This is a genomic window from Pseudarthrobacter sp. GQ63 (genome assembly GCF_059758765.1).
The window spans coordinates 208,758-227,511 of the sequence record NZ_JCAXEF010000002.1; the positions used below are offsets into that span (position 1 = coordinate 208,758).

Annotated in this window: 16 protein-coding genes; 7 read left to right on the plus strand and 9 right to left on the minus strand. The window is 66.4% G+C overall.

Annotation, left to right across the window (positions count from 1 at the left end; genetic code table 11):
- The first annotated feature begins 2 nt into the window (after nt 1–2).
- From AC6CHP_RS05420 to lplAB, 3 genes are all read left to right on the plus strand, one after another.
- The gene (locus AC6CHP_RS05420) at nt 3–812 is read left to right on the plus strand and encodes a TrmH family RNA methyltransferase (protein ID WP_188729749.1); all 810 of its coding nucleotides are present in this window, start codon (nt 3–5) and stop codon (nt 810–812) included.
- A gap of 152 nt (nt 813–964) precedes the next feature.
- On the plus strand, nt 965–1,222 hold the full coding sequence (locus tag AC6CHP_RS05425; protein WP_066275740.1) for a type B 50S ribosomal protein L31: 258 nt from the start codon (nt 965–967) through the stop codon (nt 1,220–1,222).
- A gap of 112 nt (nt 1,223–1,334) precedes the next feature.
- Entirely contained in the window at nt 1,335–2,426 is a 1,092-nt protein-coding gene (gene lplAB, locus AC6CHP_RS05430) for a lipoate-protein ligase LplAB (RefSeq protein WP_188729747.1), read from the plus strand.
- 102 nt (nt 2,427–2,528) lie between these two features.
- Here the strand turns inward: lplAB and pepN are convergent, their stop codons facing one another.
- Both pepN and AC6CHP_RS05440 read right to left on the minus strand, forming a co-directional pair.
- Complete coding sequence (pepN, locus tag AC6CHP_RS05435) at nt 2,529–5,225, minus strand: aminopeptidase N (RefSeq protein WP_498228458.1); 2,697 nt, start codon at nt 5,223–5,225, stop codon at nt 2,529–2,531.
- Nucleotides 5,226–5,245: 20 nt separating this feature from the next.
- A complete protein-coding gene (locus tag AC6CHP_RS05440; RefSeq protein WP_498228460.1) occupies nt 5,246–6,301 on the minus strand; it encodes a YeiH family protein in 1,056 nt (351 codons plus the stop codon).
- Between the two features lie 113 nt (nt 6,302–6,414).
- Here AC6CHP_RS05440 and AC6CHP_RS05445 point away from each other — a divergent pair, with 113 nt between their 5' ends.
- From AC6CHP_RS05445 to AC6CHP_RS05455, 3 genes are read left to right on the plus strand one after another with little or no spacing between them, the layout of a single operon-like run.
- Nucleotides 6,415–7,971: a circularly permuted type 2 ATP-grasp protein gene (locus AC6CHP_RS05445; RefSeq protein WP_066275748.1), complete on the plus strand. Its 1,557-nt coding sequence runs from the start codon at nt 6,415–6,417 to the stop codon at nt 7,969–7,971.
- A gap of 60 nt (nt 7,972–8,031) precedes the next feature.
- Complete coding sequence (locus tag AC6CHP_RS05450) at nt 8,032–8,958, plus strand: alpha-E domain-containing protein (protein ID WP_066275749.1); 927 nt, start codon at nt 8,032–8,034, stop codon at nt 8,956–8,958.
- Nucleotides 8,955–9,806: a transglutaminase family protein gene (locus AC6CHP_RS05455; protein WP_174174509.1), complete on the plus strand. Its 852-nt coding sequence runs from the start codon at nt 8,955–8,957 to the stop codon at nt 9,804–9,806. The genes AC6CHP_RS05450 and AC6CHP_RS05455 overlap by 4 nt, the downstream gene beginning before the upstream one ends.
- A 49-nt stretch (nt 9,807–9,855) precedes the next feature.
- Here the strand turns inward: AC6CHP_RS05455 and AC6CHP_RS05460 are convergent, their stop codons facing one another.
- From AC6CHP_RS05460 to glgC, 6 genes are all read right to left on the minus strand, one after another.
- Nucleotides 9,856–10,509 (minus strand): hypothetical protein, encoded by a 654-nt coding sequence (locus tag AC6CHP_RS05460; protein ID WP_498228463.1) that lies wholly within the window; start codon nt 10,507–10,509, stop codon nt 9,856–9,858.
- Nucleotides 10,506–11,111 (minus strand): RNA polymerase sigma factor, encoded by a 606-nt coding sequence (locus AC6CHP_RS05465; RefSeq protein ID WP_498228465.1) that lies wholly within the window; start codon nt 11,109–11,111, stop codon nt 10,506–10,508. Before AC6CHP_RS05465 ends, AC6CHP_RS05460 begins: the two co-directional genes overlap by 4 nt.
- A 152-nt stretch (nt 11,112–11,263) precedes the next feature.
- Nucleotides 11,264–11,656: a hypothetical protein gene (locus AC6CHP_RS05470; protein ID WP_498228467.1), complete on the minus strand. Its 393-nt coding sequence runs from the start codon at nt 11,654–11,656 to the stop codon at nt 11,264–11,266.
- Between the two features lie 144 nt (nt 11,657–11,800).
- On the minus strand, nt 11,801–12,268 hold the full coding sequence (locus AC6CHP_RS05475; RefSeq protein ID WP_498228469.1) for a pyridoxamine 5'-phosphate oxidase family protein: 468 nt from the start codon (nt 12,266–12,268) through the stop codon (nt 11,801–11,803).
- A 15-nt stretch (nt 12,269–12,283) separates the two neighbouring features.
- On the minus strand, nt 12,284–13,735 hold the full coding sequence (locus AC6CHP_RS05480; RefSeq protein WP_188729734.1) for an SDR family NAD(P)-dependent oxidoreductase: 1,452 nt from the start codon (nt 13,733–13,735) through the stop codon (nt 12,284–12,286).
- 71 nt (nt 13,736–13,806) lie between these two features.
- Nucleotides 13,807–15,213 carry a glucose-1-phosphate adenylyltransferase gene (glgC, locus tag AC6CHP_RS05485; protein ID WP_498228470.1) on the minus strand — a complete coding sequence of 469 codons (1,407 nt, stop codon included), beginning with the start codon at nt 15,211–15,213 and terminating at the stop codon, nt 13,807–13,809.
- A gap of 102 nt (nt 15,214–15,315) precedes the next feature.
- Between glgC and glgA the strand changes: the two genes are divergently transcribed.
- Nucleotides 15,316–16,521, plus strand: coding sequence for a glycogen synthase (glgA, locus tag AC6CHP_RS05490; protein ID WP_104187191.1), 1,206 nt, complete (start codon nt 15,316–15,318; stop codon nt 16,519–16,521).
- 94 nt (nt 16,522–16,615) lie between these two features.
- Here glgA and AC6CHP_RS05495 read toward each other — a convergent pair whose 3' ends face one another.
- The gene (locus AC6CHP_RS05495) at nt 16,616–18,727 is read right to left on the minus strand and encodes an acyl-CoA dehydrogenase family protein (RefSeq protein WP_498228472.1); all 2,112 of its coding nucleotides are present in this window, start codon (nt 18,725–18,727) and stop codon (nt 16,616–16,618) included.
- Nucleotides 18,728–18,754: the final 27 nt, after the last annotated feature.

An 18,754-nucleotide genomic window follows, 5' to 3' on the forward strand; every position in this document is an offset into this window, starting at 1 on the left:
CGGTGACAATCCACTATCTTGAATCGGCCGCGGACCCCCGGGTCTCCGACTACACGCAGCTCACGGACGTGCACCTGCGCAAGCTGCGCGAACCTGCCGAGGGGATGTATATCGCCGAGTCTTCCCGCGTGCTGCGGCGTGCCCTGGCAGCAGGACACCAGCCGCGCTCGTTCTTCCTGGCGGAGAAGTGGCTCGAGGACCTCCGGGACGTCCTGGATACCTACCCGCAGGTCCCGGCCTTCATCGGCAGTGCGGCACTGCTGGAGGACATCACCGGCTTCCACCTCCACCGCGGCGCCATGGCTGCCATGCAGCGCCCGGCGCCCGTTCCGCTGCCGGAACTGCTGGCCGGGGCACGCAGGGTGGCTGTCCTGGAGGACATCGTGGACCACACCAATGTGGGCGCCATCTTCCGGTCGGCCGCCGCGCTGGACATCGATGCCGTCCTCGTCTCGCCCCGCTGCGGGGACCCCCTTTACCGGCGGAGCGTCCGGGTGAGCATGGGCACGGTGTTCCAAGTGCCGTGGGCCCGGCTCACCGGCTGGCCGGAGGACCTGCACCTGCTCAAGGACCACGGCTTCACCGTTGCCGCGCTGGAGCTCACGGACGACGCCCAGGACGTGGATGCCGTCGCCGCCCGGAACCCCGGGAAGCTTGCCCTGGTGCTCGGCACCGAGGGTGCCGGCATGAGCGCCGGGACTCTCGCCGCCGTCGACATCGCCGTGAAAATACCCATGCGCAACGGCGTGGATTCCCTGAATGTGGCGGCCGCATCAGCTGTGGCCTTCTGGGAGCTGCGGCCCCGGAACTAGGGGTGTAGCCAGCCAGGAGGTTGGTTCGCGGGCATCCGCGTTCTTACGCTATTATTGACAGCTGGCTGTAGTGCGCCCCCGGGCGACGCTGGCGCCATCCCATTCATACCTGGCAGCTGGCAAAATCCAGTTGTGCGAACAAAGGTCCAATTATGAAGTCTGATATCCACCCGAAGTACGAAGCTGTTGTTTTCAACGACCTGGCTTCCGGCACGAAGTTCCTGACCAAGTCCACCGTTTCCTCCTCGAAGACCATCGAATGGGAAGACGGCAACACCTACCCGGTCATCGATGTCGAAATCTCCTCCGAGTCGCACCCGTTCTACACGGGCAAGCAGCGCATCATGGACTCCGCAGGCCGCGTCGAGCGCTTCAACGCTCGCTTCAAGGGCTTCGGCGGCAAGAAGTAACACACTTCCGCAAAGTTCTTTTGGGAAAGCCCGCACCGGTAAACGGTGCGGGCTTTCTGCGTCCCGGCCGCCTGTTACTGGCATCCGGCACTTCTGGGGCAGGATGGATGGCATGACCGCCACACCCTCTTCAGCGAGCCTCTCCGCCTCCCGCCGCCACGGTGAATACAAAGTGCCCGGCGGCAAGCTTGTGGTCGTGGACCTGGACGTTGTTGACGGCCACCTCGCCAACGTCAGCCTCAGCGGCGACTTCTTCCTGGAACCGGACGAGGCACTCCTGGACATCAACCGGGGGCTCACGGGACTGCCGGACACCACGACGGCGGCCGAGCTGGCCGCCGTCGTATCCTCTTCGTTGCCGGCCGGCGCCGCCCTGTTCGGCTTCTCCGCGGACGCCGTCGCCATCGCCGTCCGCCGTGCCCTGGCCAAGGCAACCTCCTGGGCGGACCACCACTGGAACCTCATCGCACCCACTGTCCTGCCCACAGAAATCAACGTGGCCCTGGACGAGGTCCTCACCGAGGAGGTCGGCGCGGGCCGCCGCCACCCCACCCTCCGGTTTTGGGACTGGCAGGAGCCGTCAACGGTGATTGGCAGCTTCCAGTCCTACCGCAACGAGGTGGACCCCGGCGGCGTGGCTAAGCACGGGATCAAGGTTGTCCGGCGCATCAGCGGCGGGGGAGCGATGTTCATGGAGGCCGGCAACTGCATCACGTACTCGCTGTACCTGCCGCAGACCCTCGTTGACGGACTCAGCTTCGCGGACTCCTATCCTTTCCTGGACGCATGGGTGATGGCAGCACTGGAAAAGCTTGGCATCAACGCCTTCTACGTGCCCCTGAATGACATCGCCACGGACCAGGGCAAGATCGGCGGGGCCGCGCAGAAGCGGCTCGCCAACGGCGGCATGCTGCACCACGTGACCATGAGCTACGACATCGACGCCGATAAAATGGTTGACGTACTCCGGATCGGCAAGGAAAAGCTCTCGGACAAGGGGACCCGCAGCGCCAAGAAACGGGTGGACCCGCTCCGGCGCCAGACCGGACTGGCCCGCACCGCCATCATCGCCGCCATGGTGGACGTTTTCACCGACCGGTACGGCGCCACGCCATCACAGCTGACGGAGGGCGAGCTTGCCACCGCCCGGGAGCGCGTCGGCACCAAGTTCGGCACTGCGGAGTGGCTCCACCGCGTCCCCTGAACCCATCCATTGTCCCTGCCGGCCCCTAACCTCACAAGTTCGGCCAGGGAACCCTGCCGGCATGGGCCCACCTACTGTCGTTTTGGGGGTTCGAAACGGCACTTACGGAGCAATCGATGGTGTGCTGACGACGGCGGCCTGCGCCGTCAGTGCCCGCAGCAGGTGGCTGCGCTGCTCCACAATGATGCGCTGCAGGGCGCGGGGCGCGTCTGCATTGGCGGCCAGCCATTCGTCCGTGCGCCGGATGGCCGGGTGCGCTGCCGGGTCGGTGCCCTCGGGCAGGTCGTGGGCCAGCGGGTAGAGGCCCCGGACAATCCGGCTGGCGATCTCGATGCTGCGTTCCTCCCATACGCTGCGCAGGCACCCGAAATACGGCTCCACGTACGGCTCCAGCAGATCCGCGGGCGCCGTCATGAATCCGCTGATGGTGGCGCTGAGCAGCTGGTTGGAGAGCTCGTTCCGGTCCACTGCCGCTTTCCATGCTGCCGCCTTGGCCTCCGGGTCCGGGCGGGCGGCGAGGGCTGTGGCGTGGCCGGCGCGTCCGGACGCCGTCGTGTCACGGGCGAGTTCGGCGTCCAGTTCCTCCACTGCCGCCTGGCCGTTGGCTGCCAGGGCATGCCAGAGGTGCCAGCGCAGCTCGGCATCCACCGCCAGGCCCGCCACTGGTGCTGTGCCGTCAAGGAGTCCGCGCAGCCGGGGCAGCATGGCATCATCGTGCCGGCTGGCGCTGGCGAGGGTGCGCGCCCAGGCCAGCTGCTGGTCTGAGCCGGGTGCGGCCCTGTCCAGTTCCGCCGCTGCGGCTGCCAGGAACGTGGAGCGGAGGGCGCCACGTCCGCTGGCCGGCGTGTAGCGTTCGACGGCGGTGCCTGCGTTGTCGAGGATGTTCAGCAGGACGCCGATTCCCGTTTCGGCCGGACCAAACGCAGCCACGGCTTCGACGTACCGCGCCGCCGGGCTTTCCCCGTCCCGGGCCGAGTTCCAGAGCGCCGTCCAGCAGAGCGCCCGGGCCATGGGGTCCGCGATCCGGTCCAGGGACGAACGGACTGTTGCCTCAGACGCCGGGTCCAGCCGCACCTTGGCGTAGGTGAGGTCGTCGTCGTTGACCAGCAGGAGCGCGGGCCGGGGCTGGCCGGCGAGCTGGGGGAGTTCCGTCCGGGCCCCGGCCACGTCCGTTTCGAAACTGTCGGTGCGCACCAGGGCCCCGCCGCCGTCGAAATTGTAGGAACCAACGCGCAGCCGGTGCGGCCGAAGCTCCTCCCGTCCCGTGACGGGGTCCGCGGCTGCCTGGACGATGACCGCCCTGCCCAGCACGCCGTCGTCGGCCGCGTCCGGCACAACCGCGCCCGGTACAACTGCGCCCGGTACAACCTCGCCGGGCACAGTCTTCCCGGGCACAATCTCCAGGGACAGCGTGGAGATGCCCGAGGTCTGCAGCCACTGCTGTGCCCAGCCGGCCAGGTCCCGCCCTGAGGAGGCACTCAAGGCGGCCAGCAGGTCGTCAAGCGTTGTGTTGCCGTACGCGTGCTTGCGGAAGTAGTCGCGGGAGCCGCTGATGAACGCCTCGAACCCAACGTAGGCCACCAGTTGCTTTAGAACGGAGGCGCCCTTGGCGTAGGTGATGCCGTCGAAGTTCTGCTTGGCGGCTTCAAGGTCCGGGATGTCCGCGACGATCGGGTGGGTGGTGGGCAGCTGGTCCTGCACGTAGGCCCAGGCCTTGCGCTTGTTGGCGAAGTTCACCCACGCGGTGTCCCAGTCCGTGGCCCGGTCCACGCCCAGGGTGCCCATGTAGTCGGCGAACGACTCCTTGAGCCACAGGTCATCCCACCACTGCATGGTGACCAGGTCGCCGAACCACATGTGCGCCATCTCGTGCATCAGGGTATTGGCGCGCCCCTGGTACTGGGCGTCCGTGGCACGCGAGGTGAACACGTAGCTCTCGGTGAACGTCACCAGGCCGGGGTTTTCCATGGCACCAAGGTTGTACTCGGGCACAAAGGCCTGGTCGTATTTGCCCCAGGGGTAGGGGTAGTCGAAGAGCCGGTTGAAGAAGTCCAGGCCGTTCTTGGTGAGCCGGAACAGCTCGTGAGCGTCAAAGGAGTCTGCCATCGATGCCCGGCAGTAGAGGGCGAGCGGCACGTCCAGGGAGGTGCCGTCGTCGAGCGTTGCCTGCCAGCGGTCCTCGGCCTTGAAGTACGGCCCGGCCAGCACGGTGGTGATGTAGGTGGACATCCGGCCGGTGGTGGCGAAGTCCCACCGGGCGGTGGACGGGTCGCTGCTGAGGAGGGTGCGGGCCGCCTCCCGGCCGTTGGAGGCCACCTGCCAGCCGGCCGGTGCGGTCACGTGGAAGGTGAAGGAGGCCTTGAGGTCGGGCTGTTCGAAGTTGGCGAAGACCCGGCGGGCGTCAGCGGGCTCGTACTGCGTGTAGAGGTAGCACTGGCCGTCGGCGGGATCAAAGAAGCGGTGCATGCCTTCGCCGGAGCGGCTGTACAAGGCGGTGCCAGTGACGTCCACCTGGTTTTCGGACTGCAGGTTGTCCAGCCTGATCCTGGCGCCGTCCGCGACGTCCTCCACGCGCAGTTCCCTCCCATTGAGGACAACACTGTGGACCTCGCCGATGAAGTCCAGGAATGTTGATGCCCCCGGCTCCGACGCCGTGAAGGTGATGATGCTGCGTGTCGGATAGCCCGCCACTTCCGGATCTGCCGCCTGCCGCACGTCCAGGGAGACGTCGTAACCGGTGGTGCTGATCAGGGCTGAACGGTGGGCGGCTTCATCGCGCTGCAGATTCTCATGTGACACCCAGCTATCTAATCACGTGGTTATCCGGCGATCAGCAGGGCCGCCGCCAGCCCCAGGACGGCGATCAGGAACCACGACGCCAGTGCCGCCAGCAGTGCCCGCCCGCCTGTATGCAGGAGTGTCCGGATCCTGACGGCGGACCCCAGGCCGAAGAGCGCGGCGCCCAGCAGGATGTCCTGCAGTGCCGCCCCCGCCTCGAGCCAGCCTTCAGTCACCCAGCCTGTGGAGCGGAGGCCCACCATCGCCACGAAGCCCAGGACGAACAGCGGCACCACCGGCGGCAGTTTCGCGTTGTCGCGGTCCGCGGGGTTCTCCGCCCGTGGCGCGAACCGGTGGTGCGCACCGGCCAGTGCCGCCACCGGCGCCAGCAGGAGTACCCGGGTGAGCTTGACGACGACGGCGATGCCCAGTGCCGCTGTCCCCGCGGTTTGCGCCGTGGCTACCACCTGGCCCACATCGTGCACGGAGGCGCCCGTCCAGGCGCCGAACACGGGTGCGCTGAGCTGCAGGGGATGGACCAGCAGGGGCAGGACGCCGATGGCAAGGGTCCCGCAAAGCGTCACGAGCGCCACCGGCAGGACGGTGTCCACGTGCCGGATCCTGCGGACGGCGGCCATGGCGCCGATGGCGGAGGCACCGCAGATCGAGAAGCCGGTGGCCACCAGCAGCGAGGTCACCGGCGGCAGCCGGAACAGCCGGGAGATCAGGTAGGTTCCGCCAAAGCTGGCCGCCACCACGGCGACGATCAGGACCAGCGCCAGCCAGCCCAGTCCCAGCACGTCCATGATGCTGACTTTCAGGCCCAGCAGCACGATGCCGCCGCGCATGAGATGCTTCCCCGCGAAGTCCAGCCCCGGCCGCGCCCTGCCGGCTGTCCACACCCCGGACGCGGGAAGGTTGGCGGCCAGCACGCCCAGCACCACTGCCAGCGTCATCGAGGGAAGAGCGGGAACCAGCCGGTGAACCAGGAACGCGGCCGCCAGGGCGACGGCTGCTGTGGCCAGGCCAGGGAGAAGCCTCCCGGGCCGTCCGGGCAGGTCCGGACCGGGCTTGCGGAAGGATCTGCGGACTGGCACTCACCTACTGTGCCGGAAAAGAGGCGCAATGCACGAACCAGGGCACAGGCGCCAACACGCCAGAATGGATGGCAGTAATGAATTCGAAACAAAAAGATGGTTGGCTATTGGACATGTCAGACCTATTCCAGGATTACTCCGTGGCCGCCGGCCGGTCCGGAGCCTACGACGAGATGTTCGCTCCCGGGCAACAGGCCCGGGACTCGTACGGGCAGGTGGCGGACGCCCTCCGCAAGCTCTCCCTTGCCGATGTGAGCGCCCGCGCAGATTCCATGGCGCGTACCTTCCTGGACCGCGGTGTGACCTTCGACTTTGCCGGGGAGGAGCGCCCCTTCCCGCTGGACATCGTTCCCCGGGTCATTCCGGCGGGGGAGTGGGACGTGCTGGAGCGCGGCGTGGCCCAGCGTGTCCGCGCGCTGGAGGCCTTCCTCAACGACGTGTACGACAAAATGACTGTCGTGGCCGACGGCGTGATCCCCCGGCAGCTGGTCACCACCAGCGCGCACTTCCACCGGCAGGTCCACGGGTTCGAACCGGCAGGCGGCGTCCGTGTCCACATTTCCGGCATCGACGTTGTGCGCGACGCCGCCGGGACCTTCCGCGTGCTTGAGGACAACGTCCGCGTACCCTCCGGCGTGAGCTACGTCCTGGAGAACCGCCGGGCCATGGCCAAGGGCCTGCCTGAGGCGTTCGGCCAGCAGCTCATCCGGCCGGTCGAGGAGTACCCCCGCCGCCTGCTCTCCGCCCTGCGCAAGACCGCACCCTCCGGCGTCGACGATCCCACCGTGGTGGTCCTCACCCCCGGTGTGTTCAACAGCGCCTACTTCGAGCACACCCTCCTCGCGGGCCTCATGGGCGTGGAACTCGTGGAAGGCCGCGACCTCATCTGCCGCGGAAACCGCGTCTACATGCGCACCACGGCCGGCGAACAGCGCGTGGACGTCATCTACAAGCGGATCGACGACGATTTCCTGGACCCGCTGCAGTTCCGCTCGGATTCCATGCTCGGTTGCCCGGGCCTCGTCAACGCCGCCCGGGCAGGCGGCGTGACCATCGCCAACGCCGTGGGCAACGGCGTCGCGGACGACAAACTGGTCTACAGTTACGTCCCTGACCTCATCCGCTACTACCTCAGCGAGGAACCCATCATCGCCAACGTGGACACGTACCGCCTGGAGGAGAAGGAAGCCCGCGAATACACCCTTGACAACCTGGCCGAACTGGTGGTAAAGCCGGTGGACGGCTCGGGCGGCAAGGGCCTGGTCATCGGACCGGACGCGTCCAGGGACGAACTCGATGCCCTCCGCCAGCGGGTCATCGCTGATCCCCGGGGCTGGATTGCCCAGCCGGTGCTGCAACTCTCCACGGTCCCCACGCTGAGCGGGGACAAGTTCGGCCCCCGACACGTTGACCTGCGGCCCTTCGCAGTGAACGACGGCGACAACGTCTGGGTGCTCCCGGGCGGGCTGACGCGCGTGGCGCTCAAGGAGGGGTCGCTGATCGTGAATTCCAGCCAGGGAGGCGGATCGAAGGACACCTGGGTCCTGGCGGATTCGCCCCAGGTACCGGTGGAAACCGTGCCCCGGCCCTCCATTTCCGTCCGGGAACGCGTCTCGGTATGGCCGGTGGAGAGCAACTGGCGGGACCGCCAGTCGGAGCAGCAGCAGTGAGCCGGGCTGTGACCTGGCAGTTTCCTTTTCCAGTTTCGGGCACGCAGGAGGTAGCCGCGAATGCTTAGCCGTATTGCCGAGTCCCTATTCTGGATCGGCCGTTATGTGGAGCGGGCGGACGGCACAGCCCGCATCCTTGACGTCCACCTCGAACGGCTCAACCACCTGCCCATGGACGAGCGCAAGAGCGTGGCCCAGGAACTCCTGGCCGTCATGGGCGCACGCCCGCAGAGCGAGGACTTCGGCCTGCCCGAGCTTCTCCACGCCCTGGCCTATGACAAGACCAGCGCCACCTCCATCGCAGGGTCCCTGGGGGCCGCGCGGGAGAATGCCCGTCGCGCCCGGGAAACTGTCTCCTCGGGCCTGTGGGAGAGCCTGAACACCACCTACTACGGGCTGAGCCAGCACCGCAAGGACGTGGTGGGGACCTACCGGTTCTGCAACTGGACGCTGGAACGGACCGCAATGGTCAGCGGCCTGGCGGACACCACCGTCAGCCATGACGAAAGCTGGCTTTTCCTGGTGCTGGGCCGCTCCCTGGAACGCGCGGACATGACCGCCCGCATGCTCTCCACCCGGGACGTGCTGTCCGCCGGGATGTCCTGGGTCAACATGCTCCGCTGCGCCGGGGCGTACGAGTCCTTCCTGCGTACCCGCCGTGCCGCCTTCGGCGACCAGCACGCCGCCGAGTTCCTGCTGCTGGACCGGCTCTTCCCAAGGTCAATCGTCTATGCCCTGAGGGACGCAGACGAGTGCCTCGCCAAGCTGGATCCCTCCGCCCAGCGGGTCGGCTTCATCAACGACGCACGGCGGATCGTGGGCCAGGCGCGGACCTTCCTTGAGTTCCACCGGACGGATGACCTGATGTCCGAGCTCCCGGAGCACATGGAGCGCGTGCAGAAAGCCGTGGCGCAGGCGTCGGACGCCATTTCCCGTAAGTACTTCAATCAGGCGGATGAACTGGCCTGGGTGGGAGAAGTTTCATGACCCGGCTGAGCATCGTCCACAAGACGGCCTACAAGTACAACAAGCGGGTCACCCTGTCCTACAACGAGGCCCGGATGACCCCGCTCACCGATTCCCAGCAGGTGGTGCTGGAATCGGTGGTCAAGGTTTCGCCGTCGCAGGCCGCCGTCAGCACCTACCGAGACTACTGGGGCACCCGGGTCACGGCGTTCGACATGCAGATGCCGCACGACCACCTCGAGGTGGTTTCCAACATCACGGTGGAAGTCCACCGCGCCGAGAAGATCCCGGCCGAGGCGGACATTGCCGGCTGGGACGTCCTGGCCTCGCCGGAAACCCTCAACACGTTCAGCGACTGGCTGCCGCAGTCCAGGCTCAGCGGCCCGGGGGACGAAGTGCTGGGCATCATTCCCGGTGTGGTGGCCGGGAAGAACCCGCACGAGGCCGCCATGGCCGTGTTTGAGTGGATGCGCGGCGAGATGACCTACATGTCCGGTTCAACCGCGGTCACCACCAACGCAGAGGAGGCATGGGGCCAGCGCCAGGGTGTCTGCCAGGACTTGGCGCACCTGGCGATCGGTGCGCTGCGCAGCTGCGGTATCCCGGCACGGTACGTGTCCGGCTACCTGCACCCGCGGTCCAGTGCCGGCATCGGCGAGACAGTGGCGGGACAGTCGCATGCCTGGCTGGAGTTCTGGGACGGCGACTGGCGCAGCTGGGACCCCACCAACCACAAGCCCGCCGGTGACTTCCACGTCACCGTGGCCCGGGGGCGGGACTACCGTGACGTGCCGCCGCTGAAGGGCATCCTGTCCGGCGGTGGCGGTTCCGCGCTGAGCGTCAGCGTGGAGATCACCCAGCTCGCCTGACCGGCAGCCCTGTGGAGCCGCGCGCTTGCCCAGGGCTTCTGGAGAGTTCCTAACTTTCCAGAACGGGGATGCCCAGCCGGGAGCAGACATCGGCGGGCCCCGGTATCACGGCGACTGTGTCGTCCACGACGCAGGCCCTCAGTTCCGGGACGAAGTGCCCGGGACCGAAGGTGTTGGGGAAAGCAGTGGCGGGCTTGCCGTGGGCATCCGTTACGGTGCCTGTCGGGGCGGGAGCCGGGGCGGGTTCCTTGTAGCCCGGCGGAATAAGGTCGTCAGTGATTCCCCCCGGGTTCATCAGCCCCTGGTCCCAATTGAAGGCGCAAAGGCCCACAGGGTCCGCAATCTGCTGTTTTCCTGCCTGGGGGTCACCCTGCCGGGCTGCGGCGTCGTAGTCGAACCCCTCGTCCATGGCCCCGGCAAGGAGATAGGGCTGCATCCTGTCTCCGGGGGAATGGGGGGAAGGGTAGGTGGCGGTCAGGTCCGCGCGGTAATAGCACCGGATGTCGCGTTTGTCCTCAACCGGCGCGAAGGCCACGTAAGCTACGGCCGCCGTCGAGCCTGCCAACGCCAGGCCGGCCAGGGACAACGCCATCGGCCTGCGCCACGACGGACTGCGGCGCGGCTGGGCCGCGGCTTCACGGACCACCGCATCCCGCGCAGCCTGGCGGGTTTCCGCAGGATACTGGATGTCTGAAAACTTCATGACTGCCTCGATTCCACAGGGTTGTTCTGCTCCCGCCGGAGCAAGGGTGAGACCGCAGCGGCGGCCCGCAACTTCTTCTTCGCCCGGTTCACGCGGGATCGGATTGTTCCAATGCGTACGTGGAGGGCCTCCGCTGCCTCCACGTACGAGCAGCCGTTAACTGCACACAGCAGCAGCGCATCCCGTTCGCCGCCAGTAAGGTTCGTAGCGCCGTCAAGCAGGTCCTTCACCAGATTTTCCGCATCCACGCGGGCCGCAATTGCAGACGAAGGATCGGCCTCCACAGCAGCGTGCGGCAACCGACTCAGGAACTGCTCGTGCCGGCGGACGGAGCGGGCACGGTTCCGTGCTGAGTTGGTGGCTACGCCGAGCAGCCACGGAAGGAGCGAGTCCCGTTCCAGGACCAGCCGGCTGCGCTGCCGCCAGGCCTCAAGGAACGTGATGGAGACGAGGTCTTCGGCATCCTGCCAGGACCCGGTCCGGCTCAGGCAGTACCGGAATACGGCATCTGCATAACGGTCAAACAGCCCGCCCAGTGCTTCTGCCTCGCCCTGAATGCACCTGTCCCACAGTTCCGCATCTGTTCCCCCAAGTTGTTCCATACCTCATAGTGTCCGGGAGTCCGCAAAAAGTTCCCTGTCACGTTCTTTGGCACAACCCTGAGCGGGTTCGGCAGCGTGACGATCCTCGTGGCGACGGAGGCCGGGCCGCTACCGCGCAGCACTCCGTCTGGGCTGTTGCCATAGGACAGGCGCTAGGACCCTGTATGGAGGACCGAGCCGCCCAGGTTCTTCTGGATGAGCTTCGGGTCCTCGCTGACCACGGTCCAGTTCTTGCCGACGTTGACCGCGCGCTGCCCAACCGGCCTCCAGAAATCCAGTTGCGCCTCCAGATGGACGTCGTCGGTGTAGATCGCAAGGTAGGTGAACTCGCTGCAGCTTGCGGAGGAGGCAGAGTATTTGGAAGGTGGGGTGTCCAGCACCAGCTCCTGGCATACCAGGCCAGCGGATTCCACAGCTTCCTGCAAGTCGTCTATCGACTCGTACGTTCCGCCGTCTTCCGGCGGGGGCGTGGCGTCAGAAGTAGAGCATGACGCCAGGAAGAGCACAAGGAGAGCTGCGGTTGAGCCCGCAGTGAGTCGGTTCATCTCTGGTCCCCATTCAGAATTGCCGCCGTCACCCCAGACTACGTCGCCCCACTCACACGCCGCACGTTCAGGGCATCCCCGCGTACCGCTCAGATTATTAACGGCTCACCCGATAGGGATGCCGGCCGGGGCAGTGCGGCGGTTCTACTCCTGGGCAGTCTTGATGGCGCCGCTGAGCTGGGTCCACCAGGTCATGGGTTCCGTCACCCTGAAGCGGCGGCCCGTGATGGTGTCCGGGGTGATGCGGACGAACACGTCCTTCTTACCCGCCTGCCACGGAAAGAGGAAGAGCTGCGTGGTCTCCAGGACCTGCTCCGTGCCGGTGACGACGGCGGCCGTCCCCTTCACCACCACGCTCCAGGCCAGTCCGGTGTCAGGATCCACTCCGTCGGCTTCCACGGCCACCGCAGCGTCTTCCGAGGCTCCGGAGAGCTTGGTTCCTTCGCTCGTGCGGAACACCAGGGTGCCGCCGTCCACCGTGTAATTGATGGGGAAAATATCCGGACGCCCCGAGACCAGGATGGCCAGCCTGCCGACGGACACGTTCCGGAGCATGGCCCAGCACTCGTGGTGTTCAAGATTCTGTACTTCAGATATCGGTTCGCCGCTCATGCCGCGAGCTTACCCTCACCAGGGGCTGGGTTTGTAGTCCTTGAGGAACACCCCGTACTGGTCTTCGCCGTTCTCGCCCATAACGATGGGATCGTAAACGCGGGCGGCGCCGTCCACGAGGTCCAGGGGTGCATGGAAGCCTTCCTCCATGAGCCTGACCTTGGTGAAGTGCGGACGCTCATCGGTAATCCAGCCCGTGTCCACCGCGGTCATCAGGATGCCGTCGCTGTCCAGCATCTCCTGGGCGCTGGTGCGCGTCATCATGTTGAGCGCTGCTTTGGCCATATTGGTGTGCGGGTGGCCGGGGCCCTTGTAGGCGCGGGAGAACTGGCCTTCCATCGCGGAGACGTTCACGATGTACTTACGCCGGGCAGTGGAGCGTTTCATGGCGGCGCGCAGCCGGCTCACCAGCAGGAACGGTGCCGTCACGTTGCAGAGCTGCACCTCCAGCATTTCCAGCGGGTCAACCTCGTCCACCACCTGGGTCCAGCTGTTAATCGTGGCCAGGTCCGGAACCAGGCCGCCGGCGTCGATGGCCGTTCCGGAGGCAATCCGCTCCAATGATGCGGAACCGGTGGACAGCGCCAGGGATGTGATCGCGTCTCCGGCCAGGACAGGGTGCTCGGTGACGCTGCTGGCCAGCGCGAGGGGGTGCTTGTCGTGCGCGTGGCCGAATGTCACCAGTTCCGGTCCGCCGTTGGCCTGCTCGAGGGCTGCCGGCAGGGGCTCGTCCTCGGCGTCCACCAACGGCTTGTAGGCATTGCCGGACCGGCGGACGGTCTGGGCCGCATTGTTGATGATGATGTCCAGCGGCCCGGCCTCGGAGAGCGAGTCCGTCAGGGCCATGACCTGGGCGGGATCCCGCAGGTCGATGCCAACAATCCGGAGCCGGTGCAGCCACTCGCCGCTGTCCTCCATCGCGGCGAACCGGCGGGCGGCATCCTTGGGGAAGCGGGTGGTGATGGTGGTGTGGGCGCCGTCGCGCAGCAGCCGAAGTGCGATGTACATACCGATTTTCGCCCGCCCGCCAGTCAGCAGGGCGCGGCGGCCGGTCAGGTCGGTCCGCGCGTCCCGCTTGCTGTGGCTGAACGCGGCGCACTCCGGGCACAGCTGGTGGTAGAAAGCGTCCACCTGCGTGTAGTGCTGCTTGCAGATGTAGCACGGGCGCGACCGGATGAGGTGTCCCGCGACTGCGCCCGTGGCCGAGGTGGCCAGCTTGTTGCCGCGGGTCTCGTCGTCGATCCGGTCGGGAGCGGCGGTGGCGGTCTGGGCGAGCACGGCCCGGTCTGCCTCGGAAATCAGGTCACGCTTGGTGACCCGCCGGTGCCTCTTGACGGCCTTGAACATCTTCCCGGTGGCGCGCCGCACCGAGATGTAGTCCGGGTGCTCCTCGTCATAGGCGTGGATGGTGTTCAGGACCTTGAGGCAGGCCTGGATTTCCTCAGGGGTCAGATCGGGGGAGCTCATTGGACCGATTTTACAGCCTGGGACACTGCCGGCCGCACCTGTAGAGGCGGGCCGGCCCTGGGGACCTAAGGCTAGATCCTGGCCCCCGGTGAAGCGTCGGCGGCAGCCGCGGCGTGCGTCTCGGCCACCCTGTCCACGGATTCCTGCAGATCCGGGTGCTGGCCTGCCGCCGCCTTGACCGCATTCGGGACAAGGTGGAGGTTCCGGGCAGCAAGCTGCCGCTCCTCGTCAGTGGGTTCGGGAACGGTCTGCCCCTTGGCCAGGACCGTAATGCCGGAATCGGTGACCTTGAAGCCGCGGGCACGGTCCAGGTCCGCGTCCAGCCCGATCGCAGCCCCTGCGGGCACCTTGACGTTCTTGTCGATGATGGCCCGGTTGATAACGGCGCCCGCGCCGATCTGCACCTTGTCCATCAGGACGGAGTCGATAACCCGGCTGCTGGTGGCCACGTAGACATCGTTGGAAAGGACAGAGCCCTCCACGATGCCGCCGGAAATCACCACGCCGCTGGAAACGATCGAATCCAGCGCGGTGCCCACCGTGTTGTTCTGGCCGCGCACGAACTTTGCCGGCGGGGAGATGCTCTGCCTCGTGTAAATGGGCCACTCGGAGTTGTAGAGGTTGAAAACCGGCAGTGGGGAAATGAGGTCCATGTGGGCGTCGTAGAAAGAGTCGATGGTGCCCACATCCCGCCAGTAGGTGCGGTCACGCTCGGTGGAGCCGGGGATGTCGTTGAGGGTGAAGTCGTACACATCGGCTTCGCCCTGGTTGACGAAGTAGGGGATGATGTCCCCGCCCATGTCGTGCTTGGTGTCCAGCCGCTCGGCGTCCACGTGGAGCGCGGCCACCAAAGCGTCGGCGTCAAAGACGTAGTTGCCCATCGAGGCCAGGAACTGCGAGGGATCGGCGGCGAGGCCCGGAGTGCTGGAGGGCTTCTCCACGAACGCCGAAATCTTCTGCGGGTTGTCCTGGTCCACCTCGATGACGCCGAACTGGTCCGCCATGTGCAGCGGCTGCCGGACAGCGGCGACCGTTGCCTTGGCGCCGCTGTTGACGTGCTGCTCCACCATCTGGGCGAAGTCCATGCGGTAGACGTGGTCGGCACCGACCACCACCACGATGTCCGGGTTGGCGTCATGGATCAGGTTCAGGGACTGGTAGATGGCGTTGGCGCTGCCCAGGAACCAGCTCTTGCCCACACGCTGCTGCGCCGGCACCGAGGCGACGTAGTTGCCCAGCTGGGTGGACATGCGCCAGGTCTCCGAGATGTGGCGGTCAAGGCTGTGGGACTTGTACTGCGTCAATACAACAATCTGCAGGTAGCGGGAATTCACCAGGTTGGACAGCGCAAAGTCAATCAGGCGGTAGCTCCCGGCGAAGGGTACAGCAGGTTTGGCCCGGTCTGCCGTCAGTGGCATCAGTCTGTTTCCCTCGCCACCCGCGAGGACAATGGCCAGGACTTTTTTGTTCAACGGCATGATGGTCGCTCCTGTACGCCTTCGTAACTCCCCAAGACAGTCCGGTACGCCCGGACCCCTTCACACTAGAACAGTTAAGCGGGAAGGACTACCTTGGGTCTTGTGCGAATAGACATTGTGACCAAAGAGTTCCCGCCGGAGATCTACGGTGGCGCCGGAGTCCACGTGGCCGAATTGAGCAGGGTGCTTAGTAAGCATGTTGACCTGCAGGTTCGTGCTTTTGGGGCTCCCCGCGATACCGACTATCATGGCGCCGCCGTAACGTCCTACCAGGTGCCGGAGGACCTTGGCGGAGCCAACGCCGCGGTCCAGACCCTCGGTGTGGACCTGCGGATTGTGCCGGACGTGGAAGGCGCGGACCTGGTCCATTCGCACACCTGGTACGCCAACATGGCAGGGCACCTGGCATCCCTGCTGCACGGTATCCCGCATGTCCTGAGCGCCCACAGCCTGGAGCCGCTGCGGCCCTGGAAGGCGGAGCAGCTCGGTGGCGGGTATGCGCTCTCGTCCTGGGTGGAGAAGACCGCGTACGAGGCAGCCGCAGCCATCATCGCGGTTTCGGAGGGCATGCGCCAGGACATCCTGCGCAGCTACCCGGACGTCGATCCCGAAAAGGTCCGGGTGGTCCACAACGGCATCGACGTCGAGATGTGGCAACGTGACGAGAATGACGACGCCGTCCGCGCCCTGGGCATCGATCCCGCCAAGCCCAGCGTGGTCTTTGTGGGCAGGAACACACGCCAGAAGGGCGTGCCCTACCTCCTCCGCGCAGCGGCCAAGCTGCCGGCTGACGTTCAACTCGTCCTGTGCCTGGGCGCCGCGGACACTCCCGAACTTGCTGCCGAAACGGCACGCCTCATAGAGGAACTGCAAAGCCAGCGGACCGGCGTCGTGCTTATTGAACGGATGCTGCCTCGCCACGAGCTCATCCAGGTGCTCAGCCACGCGACTGCCTTCGCCTGCCCCTCCATTTACGAGCCGCTGGGCATCGTCAACCTGGAGGCCATGGCGTGCGGCGCAGCGGTGGTTGCCAGCGCCACCGGCGGAATTCCGGAGGTGGTGGAGCACGGCCAGACCGGCCTCCTGGTTGACCTCGAGCAGGTCACCGACGGCACCGGAACGCCCCTCGATCCCGAAAAATTCGTGACCGAATTCGCCGCAGCCCTTACCGAGGTGGTCTCCGACCCGGAGCGCGCCCGCGCCATGGGCCAGGCAGGCCGGCTGCGTGCCGAGAAGCACTTCTCCTGGGAATCCATTACGGAAACCACGCTCGAGGTGTACCGCTCCGTGCTTCCGGCCCGGAGCTAGCGAACCTATGTGAAGGACTGCCTCATGACGACGACGGCGCCGCTTCCCTCGCAAGGGGAGCGGCGCCGTCGTCGTTCATGGCGCCAGGGGACGGTCAGTTCCGCTTGGCCGCGGCGGTCCTGGCCAGCAGCACCTTCTCGTCCACCGGGGCCTGGCCGCTCGCCCGCTGGCTGCGGAAGTAGGCCCGTGCCTCGTCCTGCCGTTCTTTCTCGGCGCCTGTGGCCACGGCGGCGCGCACATGGTCATCGCCATAACCGAACGCTTCCACGAGGTCCAGGGCGTGCGGCCGGATCTTCACCAGCAGCCTGTTGATGTATTCGCCCACTGTGCGGCCCCGCTGCATGGAGAGGCGCCCGTTCATGAGGTACCAGGACAGGTTCTTCTCGATCAGCGACAGGCCGAAGAGGTCCCGCAGCCAGGTCAGGACCATCCTGGTCCCGGGATCTTCCACCTCGCGGAGCGCGTCCGTGAAGGCCTCCCACTGCAGGAGCTCGGCGTGCGCCTGCGCGGCGTCGATGAGTTCGTTCTGGTGCCGGTTGAACAGCGCGGCGCCCTTCTCCTGCGAGAGCCTGTTGCTGCCCCGGAGCGAGCCCGCCGCCTCCGCCACCATGGTCTGCACCCGGTCAGTGAGCAGCGCGCGCTGGCCCGCCTCGTCGCGGAGGGCGATGGCAGCCCGCTGCACCGAACCGGTGTCGGCCATGAACTGGGCAACCTGGCGCAGGCCGGTCCGGTGGATCGCGGCGCCGGTGGCCTGGCCCACCACGTAGCGTGCCATGACGCCGAAGTCCACGTTCCGGAACTCCTTGGCGTAATCAGCCAGGAGACGCTTTGCCACCAGCTGCAGCAACACCGTGTTGTCACCTTCGAACGTGGCGTAGACGTCCAGGTCTGCCCGCAGTGAGGCGAAGCGGTTTTCGATCAGGAAGCCGGCGCCGCCGCAGGCTTCCCGGCATTCCTGCAGGGTGTCCAGCGCGTGCCAGGTGCTCAGGGCCTTCAGGGCGGCAGCCAGGGTTTCCAGGTCCTGGCGGTCCTCGTCCGTGTCGTGGGCGCCGGAGAAGACGTCGTCGAATTTCTCCAGCAGTTGTTCGTGGGCGAATCCGGCGGCGTAGGTGGTAGCGAGCCGCGTGAACAGGCGCCGCTGGTGCCGCTGGTAGTCGAGGAGGACTTCCTCGTCTGTATGAGAAGAGGCGTTGAACTGGCGGCGTTCCGTGGCGTAGCCGATGGCCGCTTTCAGTGCCACTTTGGACGCCGCCACCGCAGCGCCGTCCAGTGATACCCGTCCCTGGACCAGTGTGCCGAGCATGGTGAAGAACCGGCGGCCGGGACTGGCAATGGGCGACGAATAGGTTCCGTCAGGAGCAACGTCACCGTAGCGGTTGAGGAGGTTTGTCCGGGGGATCCGGACGCCGGTGAAGTGCAGCCGGCCGTTGTCGATGCCATTGAGCCCGCCCTTGATGCCGTCGTCCTCGCCCCCGATTCCCGGCAGGAAGTCCTTGGTCTCCGGATCCCTAAGGTCCACGTAGAAGGCATGGACGCCATGGTTTACTCCGCGGGTGACCAGCTGGGCGAACACCACGGCGCCCAGTCCGTCGGTGGCCGCATTGCCGATGTAGTCCTTCCAGGCGGCGCGGAAGGGGGTGTGCACCACGAACTCCTCCGTGGACGGGTCATAGGTTGCGGTTGTCGCAATGCTGGCCACGTCCGAGCCGTGTCCCGTCTCGGTCATGGCGAAGCAGCCGGGAATGTCCAGGTTCATGATGCCCGGAAGCCACCTGGCATGGTGTCCGGCAGTGCCGAGGTGCATCACGGCAGAGCCGAAAAGTCCCCACTGCACCCCGGCCTTGATCTGGAGCGAGGGATCGGCCACCACAAGCTCCTCGAAGCCGGCGATGTTGCCGCCGTGGTCGTCGGAACCGCCCAGCGCTGCCGGAAATGCGCGGTGGACGGCTTCATTCTCCACCAGGTACCGCAGCTGCCCGAACACCCTTTTTCGGTGCTCGGTGTGCGTCAGGCCCTCGATCTTGTGGAGTTCGGGGCGGGCGGCCAGCTCCCGGGCCTGGAGCCGGACATCGGCCCACTTGCCCAGCAGTTGCCGGCCCAGTGCTTCCACGTCGACGGCGGGCTGGGCCCGGGAAGGGCCCGGTGCCGGTTTAGCGGCGGCGGGGCGCTGCCCCTTGCCGGCTGGACGGTCCACTACTTCAGTCATGTCAATGTCCTTCGTTGGTGCTGACAG